Consider the following 7,275-nt stretch of genomic DNA (forward strand, 5'->3'; position numbering starts at 1 on the left):
AGAGGCGCCGGCCAATCAGCGCCAGCTTTCTTTGACCGGCCGACGCCGCGCGCTGAGGATCGCCCAGCCGAGCAGGCGCAACAGGCTCTCCACCGCCAGGGCCAGCAGCAGTCCTGCGCCGATGCCCCAGGCGATCGCCTCGGGTACCAACAGGATCTGGTAGTTATAAGCCTTGAGGGTTTCCTCGCGCAGCTGCTCGTCGGGCTGCACCAGCACGTGCCAGGTACGCACCCAGACGTTGCCTTGCAGGAGCTGCCATTCGCTTTCCAGGGCCTGGTTGCGGACCAGCAGGCTCTCGATGCTGTTGGCGTCGCTGTTGAACACCGGGTCGTCGCTGCTGCGGTAATGGCGCAACAGGGCTTGCAGGTCACCGTTGAAGAAGCGCTCGGCGGTTTCCTTGAAGCCGCTCAGCGCTTCGCGCGACTCCAGCATGTGCGCTTCGACCCGCTGGCTGTAGCTGTCGATGTAGCCCGGCACCTGGATGCCGGCCAGCAACGCCCCGGTGAACAGCAGCAGACGCAGATAGCTCAGGAACATACCGGCGCTTCCTCGCTGTTGCCGTGGGCGGTGCACTCGCCGTGGCGCCACAGCGCCCATTGACCAGGCTCGTAGCGGTTCCAGGTCTCGTTTTCGGTGAGGGCTTCGGTGGCGATCACGGTCACCACGTCGTTGGGTGTGGTCTCGGTGAGGAAGTCGACGATCAGGTCGACGTCCTTGAGCCGTGCCGCGCCGAACGGCGCACGGCGGGTGATGTGCACCAGCTTGGTGGAGCAGAAGCAGAACAGCCAGTCGCCATTGCTCAACAGGCAGTTGAACACGCCCTGACTGCGGTATTCGGCACACGCCTGCACCAGCACCGGCAATAGTTCCTCGACCGCGACCGGCTCGGGGAAGGCCTCGCGCACCCGGTTGAGCAAGTCGCAGAAGGCCGCCTCGCTGTCGGTGTCGCCTACCGGCCGGTAGAAGGTCTTCTGACCCTCGAAACCTTGCATCTGGCCATTGTGCGCGAAGCACCAGTTGCGCCCCCACAGTTCGCGCATGAACGGGTGGGTGTTGGACAGGCAGACCTTGCCGACGTTGGCCTGGCGGATATGGCCGATCACCACCTCGCTCTTGATCGGATAGCGCTGCACCAGGTTGGCGACCTCGGACTCGCTGCTCGCTGAAGGGTCCTGGAACAGGCGCAGGCCGCGCCCTTCGTAGAAGCCGATGCCCCAGCCGTCGCGGTGCGGGCCGGTACGGCCGCCGCGCTGCATCAGGCCGGTGAAGCTGAACACGATGTCGGTGGGCACGTTGGCACTCATGCCGAGCAGTTCACACATGGCGGGCTCCTGGCTAGATCCTGGGTTCGACCCGACCGCTGCCGGTCTGCACAGGCGCGGGCGCGGCAGGGGAACGGTCACGGTAACGGTCGTTGAGATCGGCGGCCAACGGCGCGGCGTCGAGTTCCTGGTCCTCGACCCGGCGCCGCTCGGCGGCCGCCTCGGCCTGGCGGCGGCGTTCGCGGGCGCGGTTTTCCAGCGGCCAGCGGATCAGCACGAACACGGCATAGAGCACGAAGGCGAACAGACCGTACATGGCCAGGTCCGAGGCGGCGCGCCAGGCGTTGCCGCCGACCTTGAAGGCGATGTCCAGGGTGCTGATGGCAATGGCCGGGGCGAAGCTGTCCTTGGCCGGATCGACGATGGTCGGGCTCAGCAGCAATACCGCCAGCAGCACCCGCAGCGGCTCGCGCAACCAGCGCCACATCCAGCCGGTGAGCTTGCAGAAGACCAGCAGGCAGCCCAGGGCGGCGAAGGCGTACAGGCCCCAGGCGAGGAGGTAGTCGTGTTCGGTCATGGTGAGGATGCAAGCCAGGGGAAAAGGTGCCTATGATAACTGCTTTTCCGGGCGCAGGCGCCCCCCACGCCCATCACTGCGTGAGCGCCGCAGCGTTGTCGCCCCAGCCAAGAGAATCCTATGTCCGCCAGTACCCTGCCGCCCTCTCCGCCCATCGCCCAGCCCCATACCGGCACCGACCCCTATGCCTGGCTGCAAGACCGCGACACCCCTGAAGTGCTGGCCTACCTGGACGCCGAGAACGCCTATCAACAGGCCTGCCTGGCACACCAGGCGCCGCTGTGCGAAGCGCTGTTCGAGCAGATCAAGGGACGCATTCTGGAAACCGACCTGTCGCTGCCTTCGCCCTGGGGCCCGTACCTGTACTACACGCGCACCACGGCGGGCGACGAATACGCACGCCACTACCGCTGCCCGCGTCCGGCAGACGACAGCCTGCAGGTCGACGAGCAGGCCGAGACCCTGCTGCTCGACCCCAATGCACTGGCCGAAGGCGGGTTTCTTTCGCTGGGTGCGTTCAGCGTCAGCCCCGACCACCAACGCCTGGCCTATAGCCTGGATACCACGGGCGACGAGGTCTACACCCTGTACGTCAAGGACCTGGCCAGCGGCGCGGTCGTCACCCTGCCCTTCGATGGCTGCGACGGCAGCATGACCTGGGCCAACGACAGCCAGACGCTGTTCTTCGCCGAACTCGACGACACCCAAAGGCCCTGGCGCCTGCGCCGCCACACCCTCGGCCAGGCGGGCGCGCAGACCGTCTTCGAAGAGCCCGACGGCCGCTTCTTCCTGCACTGCTACCGCACCAGCTCCGAGCGCCAGCTGGTGCTGCTGCTCAACAGCAAGACCACTTGCGAAGCCTGGGTGCTGGACGCCGCCACGCCACAGGCCGACTTCGCCTGCCTGGCGCCGCGCCAGGAAGGCCACGAGTATTTCCCCGACCACGGCCAGCTCGACGGCCAGTGGCAGTGGTTCATCCGCAGCAACCAGCACGGCATCAACTTCGCCCTCTTCCACGCCCCGGCCGACCAGGCGCCGCGCCACGACCAGTGGCAGTTGCTGGTGCCGCACCGCGACACGGTGATGCTCGAAGACCTCAGCCTCAACGCCGGCGCCATCACCCTGAGCCTGCGCGAAGGCGGCCTGCCGATCATCGAAGTGCACCCGCAGGGCCAGACGGCCTATCGCGTGCAGTTGCCCGACGCGGCGTACAGCCTCTATGTGCAGGACAGCCTGGAGTTCGCCGGCCCGCACCTGCGCCTGCGCTACGAAGCCTTGAACCGCCCGGCCCAGGTGCGCCAGCTGACCTTGGCCGACGGCGCGCAGACGGTACTCAAGCAAACGCCCGTGCTCGGCGCCTTCGATGCCGACGACTATGTCAGCGAACGCCTATGGGCCACCGCTGCCGACGGCACCCAGGTGCCGATCAGCCTGGTGCGCCGACGCGCCGATCAGGGCCGGTGCGTGCCGCTGTACCTGTACGGCTACGGCGCCTATGGCGAGAGCCTCGACCCTTGGTTCTCCCATGCGCGGCTGAGCCTGCTGGAGCGCGGCGTCGCCTTCGCCATCGCCCATGTGCGCGGCGGCGGCGAGCTGGGCGAGGCCTGGTACCGCGCCGGCAAGCAAGCGCACAAGCAGAACACCTTCGACGACTTCATCGCCTGCGCCGAGCACTTGATCGCGCAAGGCGTGACGGTTTCCGAGCGCCTGGCGATCAGCGGCGGCAGCGCCGGTGGCCTGCTGATCGGCGCGGTACTGAACCAGCGGCCCGAGTTGTTCCGCTGCGCCATCGCCGAAGTGCCCTTCGTCGACACGCTCAACACCATGCTCGACCCGGACCTGCCCCTGACCGTCACCGAGTACGACGAGTGGGGCAACCCCGAAGAGCCGGAGGTGTACGCACGGATCAAGGCCTATGCGCCCTACGAGAACGTCAAGGCCCAGGCCTACCCCGCGCTGCTGGTGGTGGCCGGCTACAACGACAGCCGCGTGCAGTACTGGGAAGCCGCCAAATGGGTGGCCCGCCTGCGCACCCTCAAGACCGACGACAACCTGCTGCTGCTCAAGACCGAGATGGGTGCCGGCCATGGCGGCATGAGCGGTCGCTATCAGGCGCTGCGAGACGTGGCGCTGGAATACGGCTTCGTGCTGGAAAGCCTGGGTGTGGCCTAGCCTCGGCGGATAGCGAACCCTGACGGCCGAGGGCGTCGACCTGACTTCACGTGCTTCAGCGTTTGGCTGGCAACGTCACCCGTCGGGTTTGCACAAGTGTGGTCAATCCGGCCCTCAAGCGGGCCGGGGTGCGCAATCGTACCGCCCCGCTCCCTCGCGCATCAGCGCTTGATTGGCAAAGTTACCGGCGGGGTTTGCGCAGGCTTTGGCAACGGCTGGTCCTTGGGTGGCCCGGGGTGTGGAATCGGCGACAGTGACGGCCCCCCTGGCGTGCCGTCGCCGGCCTTGGGCGGGTTGCTCGGGGTGATCTGCGGGTAAGGCGACGGCGTTGCGGTGCCAGGCGCGCCCGGCACCGGCACGATGACTTGCGGCTGCACTTGCGGCTGCAGCGCGGCGGCCTCGGCCGTGGTCGGGCCGGCGAGCAGCCAGAGGGCAAAAATGGCGAACATGGCCACCTCCGATCAGGAAACTTCCTACAGGCTACCTGCAAGTTGCACATCGCGCCTGTCCGACCTGTGGTTGCGCAGGCTAGACTTCGCCGTACAACCGTCATTCGCCTGATCAGTACACAAAGGTAACGCCATGAGCTCGGCCTCCACCTCCGCCGCCACCGCGCGGCTCGACCGCATCCTCGCTGACGCCAAGCGCGACAAGGAAATGGGCTACCGCGACAAGGCCCTGAAGATGTACCCCCATGTGTGCGGCCGCTGCGCCCGCGAGTTCGCCGGCAAGCGCCTGTCGGAACTGACCGTGCACCACCGCGACCACAACCACGACAACAACCCGCAGGACGGCTCGAACTGGGAGCTGTTGTGCCTGTACTGCCACGACAACGAGCACTCGCGCTACACCGACCAGCAGTATTTCAGCGAAGGCTCGCTAAGTTCGCCGAAAACGGCCAAGGCGACGCATAATCCGTTCGCGGCATTGGGCGATCTGCTGAAGAAGTGAGTCTCTGCCACGCGGCGCACGACCGTCGATCCCGTCTCGACCGGCGCCGCTGCCCTTCTCACGCCAGCATGCCGACTTTCGCCGCGCCGGTATCCGCCGACGCGAGACAAGACACTTTCAAGCGGGGCGCAGACTTCCTCCCGCACACTTCTCGGCACATCGGCTGAACGCTCGCGCCCTTGCCACGGTCAGCTTCTGTACCCCCTTTCAGGTTCAGGAGATTCCCCATGAGCGACAACCATTCGAACGAGAAGAACGTCAAAGGCATCGAGCGCTTCGCTTCGCTGGCAGGCGGTGTGGTGATGATCGGCCGCGGCCTGAGCAAAGGCGGCTTCGTCGGCCTGGTTCACGTGGCCGTAGGCGGTCTGGCCCTGGCACGTGGCGTCAAAGGCCACTGCGCGGCCAAGAGCTTTTTCGAAGAACACCGTTCCGAGTACGACCGCCTGCGTTCGGGCCTTGAACACGACAGCGCCGAACTGGTGAAGCTCAAGGCCAGCGCCGATGCCGCCACGCGTGGCGTGAGCGTGACGGGTAAGGATCCGATCACGGGCTAAGCGTCCGCGATGGACGATCAGGGGCGCGATGAGCGCCCCGATTTGTTCATGTGCGAGAAAAGCCTGTGACAGTCGGGCTACGACGTCACAGGGGTGGATTTCGTGGTTGCAGCACTAAGTCCGCTTTGCGGCCCATCGCGCCGGATCAGCTTGCCGGACCGGCCGCCCTCACAAGCGCAGCAATTTCGTTCTCAACACGTCCGATTCCTTACCCAACACACTTTCGCTCAACTGCACGAACGCTTGCGTATCCACGCCGGGCAAGCGCATCAAGGCGCGCGTCACATCGTCGAGCGAGCGCTTGTCCTGGGTGTGGATGCGGATCTCCGTGTCCAACGCCTGCAACAGCAGCACGCCACGGGCGATCTGTGCGGGCGATGCTTGCGCAGCACGTAGTGTGCTTACCCCCTCGGCCTGTTTTTGCCGGCGTGCGAGCAGCGCGCGGTCGCGGTCGTCGCTCAGGCCACCGGCGCGGCGCAGCAGTTCGCTGGCGTAGTACTCGGTCAAACTTTTGCCCAGCCAATCGCTGCGCTCGCGGCCACGCACCTGCGCGAACACCTGCACCAACTCGCGCAGCAACGGGCTGGTGCCGCTGTCGTTGACCAGCGCTTGATCGCTGTGCAGGAAGATCGATTGGTGAGCGCTTTGCGCGCCCCGCTCCAGTCCATCGCGGGCGCCGACCACCAGCAACTTGCCGGGCGTACGCGGGAAAATCGCTTGCAGGTGCGGCCAGACGAAGGTCAGCAGGGTCAGGGTGTCCATCCGGCGCATGCCCTGCCCCTGCGGCGCGGCGACGGTGACTTCGGTCTCGCCCAGGCGCGTGCGGCGGCTGCCGAGGTTGCCTGCCAGCATCCATCCGGTGGGGCGGTCGAACAGCCGGGACACGTCGTCGATTCGAAACTTCCGCTTGCCGATACGCGGCCAGGCGGTCTCGATGCCCTTCCAGCCTTGCGGCAGGGCCACGCTCAGGCGTGCCACCAGCTCGGTGCCGTCCTGCTGGTCTAGGCGGGCCGGCGGCACCAACTGCTCGCCGCGAAACAGCGCCCAGTGCGCGGTGATGTGGCTTTGCCCGGCCTGAGCCAGGCGCACGCGGTAGTCGAGCTGGCTCTTGCCGGACGCGGGACGCCAAACACCGCGCCCTTCCTGGCGCGACCACTGGCCGTCGGCCTTGAAGTCGCTATAGGCATCGCCTTGGCCGAGGTCGAAGTCCAGGCTGCGCACGGCGCTGCCTTCGGCGAGGCGTATCTGGACTTCGGCCTGACCGGTGTGCGGCAGCAAACGCACGTGGTAGTCGAGGTCGACCTTCTTGGCGAAGGCGCAGGGGCTCATCACGATCAACAACCACAGCAACAAGCGACCAGCCATGCGGACATTCCTTGGGCGGTAGTACGAAAAGGTCTGCGTGAGGGTGAGACACTGCGAGCAACGGATCGGTGCAAACCGCGACCTCCCATGCAATGCCCGATGAAGCCTGTGTCGTTCGTCGGCCGCTCAGCCAATGTGAAAGATCGAAGGCGCGTTCTGGCCACCAGCCGCTCGTTGAGCATATGCCTGGCCTGAAAATCTGATGCAGCTTGTGCCGGCCGCAGGCCTCTCAGCCGGCGCGAAGAATCAGATGGTCTTCCCAGTCTTCTTCATTCATCGCCTGCTCGCAGAGCATGCGCTGGCCTGGAAACCTGATGAAGCTTGTGCCGGCCACGGGCCTCTCAGCCGGCGCGAAAAATCAAATGGTCTTCCTAGTCGTCTTCGTCCACCGCCT

At 66.1% G+C, this 7,275-nt stretch carries 9 protein-coding genes; 4 read left to right on the forward strand and 5 right to left on the reverse strand.

Annotation, left to right across the window (positions count from 1 at the left end; genetic code table 11):
- Nucleotides 1-15 precede the first annotated feature (15 nt).
- Genes B4M43_RS04135 through B4M43_RS04145 form a run of 3 tightly spaced genes read right to left on the reverse strand, consistent with a single transcriptional unit; the run spans nt 16 to nt 1,839 of the window.
- Nucleotides 16-537, reverse strand: coding sequence for a DUF2937 family protein (locus B4M43_RS04135; RefSeq protein ID WP_296264462.1), 522 nt, complete (start codon nt 535-537; stop codon nt 16-18).
- The gene (locus B4M43_RS04140; protein ID WP_296264464.1) at nt 528-1,322 is read right to left on the reverse strand and encodes a class II glutamine amidotransferase; all 795 of its coding nucleotides are present in this window, start codon (nt 1,320-1,322) and stop codon (nt 528-530) included. Before B4M43_RS04140 ends, B4M43_RS04135 begins: the two co-directional genes overlap by 10 nt.
- A 13-nt stretch (nt 1,323-1,335) precedes the next feature.
- Nucleotides 1,336-1,839: an MFS transporter gene (locus B4M43_RS04145; RefSeq protein ID WP_296264466.1), complete on the reverse strand. Its 504-nt coding sequence runs from the start codon at nt 1,837-1,839 to the stop codon at nt 1,336-1,338.
- A gap of 135 nt (nt 1,840-1,974) precedes the next feature.
- Between B4M43_RS04145 and B4M43_RS04150 the strand changes: the two genes are divergently transcribed.
- Complete coding sequence (locus B4M43_RS04150; protein WP_296264485.1) at nt 1,975-4,011, forward strand: S9 family peptidase; 2,037 nt, start codon at nt 1,975-1,977, stop codon at nt 4,009-4,011.
- Nucleotides 4,012-4,172: 161 nt separating this feature from the next.
- On the opposite strand, the gene B4M43_RS04155 is transcribed toward B4M43_RS04150, so the two are convergent.
- Complete coding sequence (locus B4M43_RS04155; RefSeq protein ID WP_296264468.1) at nt 4,173-4,460, reverse strand: hypothetical protein; 288 nt, start codon at nt 4,458-4,460, stop codon at nt 4,173-4,175.
- A gap of 133 nt (nt 4,461-4,593) precedes the next feature.
- Between B4M43_RS04155 and B4M43_RS04160 the strand changes: the two genes are divergently transcribed.
- Complete coding sequence (locus B4M43_RS04160; RefSeq protein ID WP_296264470.1) at nt 4,594-4,962, forward strand: YajD family HNH nuclease; 369 nt, start codon at nt 4,594-4,596, stop codon at nt 4,960-4,962.
- 227 nt (nt 4,963-5,189) lie between these two features.
- Nucleotides 5,190-5,516, forward strand: a complete 327-nt coding sequence (locus B4M43_RS04165; RefSeq protein ID WP_296264473.1) for a YgaP family membrane protein — start codon at nt 5,190-5,192, stop codon at nt 5,514-5,516.
- 168 nt (nt 5,517-5,684) lie between these two features.
- On the opposite strand, the gene B4M43_RS04170 is transcribed toward B4M43_RS04165, so the two are convergent.
- Complete coding sequence (locus tag B4M43_RS04170; RefSeq protein ID WP_296264475.1) at nt 5,685-6,881, reverse strand: hypothetical protein; 1,197 nt, start codon at nt 6,879-6,881, stop codon at nt 5,685-5,687.
- Nucleotides 6,882-7,083: 202 nt separating this feature from the next.
- Here B4M43_RS04170 and B4M43_RS04175 point away from each other — a divergent pair.
- Nucleotides 7,084-7,275 (forward strand): hypothetical protein (locus B4M43_RS04175; protein ID WP_296264477.1); only part of this gene is annotated, 192 nt, incomplete at its 3' end.

It is taken from the genome of Pseudomonas sp. UBA6562 (assembly GCF_002434265.1).
GTDB lineage: Bacteria > Pseudomonadota > Gammaproteobacteria > Pseudomonadales > Pseudomonadaceae > Aquipseudomonas.

Coding starts and splice junctions, on each gene's coding strand:
- B4M43_RS04135 (WP_296264462.1), bottom strand. CDS start 537: ATGTTCCTGAGCTATCTGCGTCTGCTGCTGTTCACCGGGGCGTTGCTG.
- B4M43_RS04140 (WP_296264464.1), bottom strand. CDS start 1,322: ATGTGTGAACTGCTCGGCATGAGTGCCAACGTGCCCACCGACATCGTG.
- B4M43_RS04145 (WP_296264466.1), bottom strand. CDS start 1,839: ATGACCGAACACGACTACCTCCTCGCCTGGGGCCTGTACGCCTTCGCC.
- B4M43_RS04155 (WP_296264468.1), bottom strand. CDS start 4,460: ATGTTCGCCATTTTTGCCCTCTGGCTGCTCGCCGGCCCGACCACGGCC.
- B4M43_RS04160 (WP_296264470.1), top strand. CDS start 4,594: ATGAGCTCGGCCTCCACCTCCGCCGCCACCGCGCGGCTCGACCGCATC.
- B4M43_RS04165 (WP_296264473.1), top strand. CDS start 5,190: ATGAGCGACAACCATTCGAACGAGAAGAACGTCAAAGGCATCGAGCGC.
- B4M43_RS04170 (WP_296264475.1), bottom strand. CDS start 6,881: ATGGCTGGTCGCTTGTTGCTGTGGTTGTTGATCGTGATGAGCCCCTGC.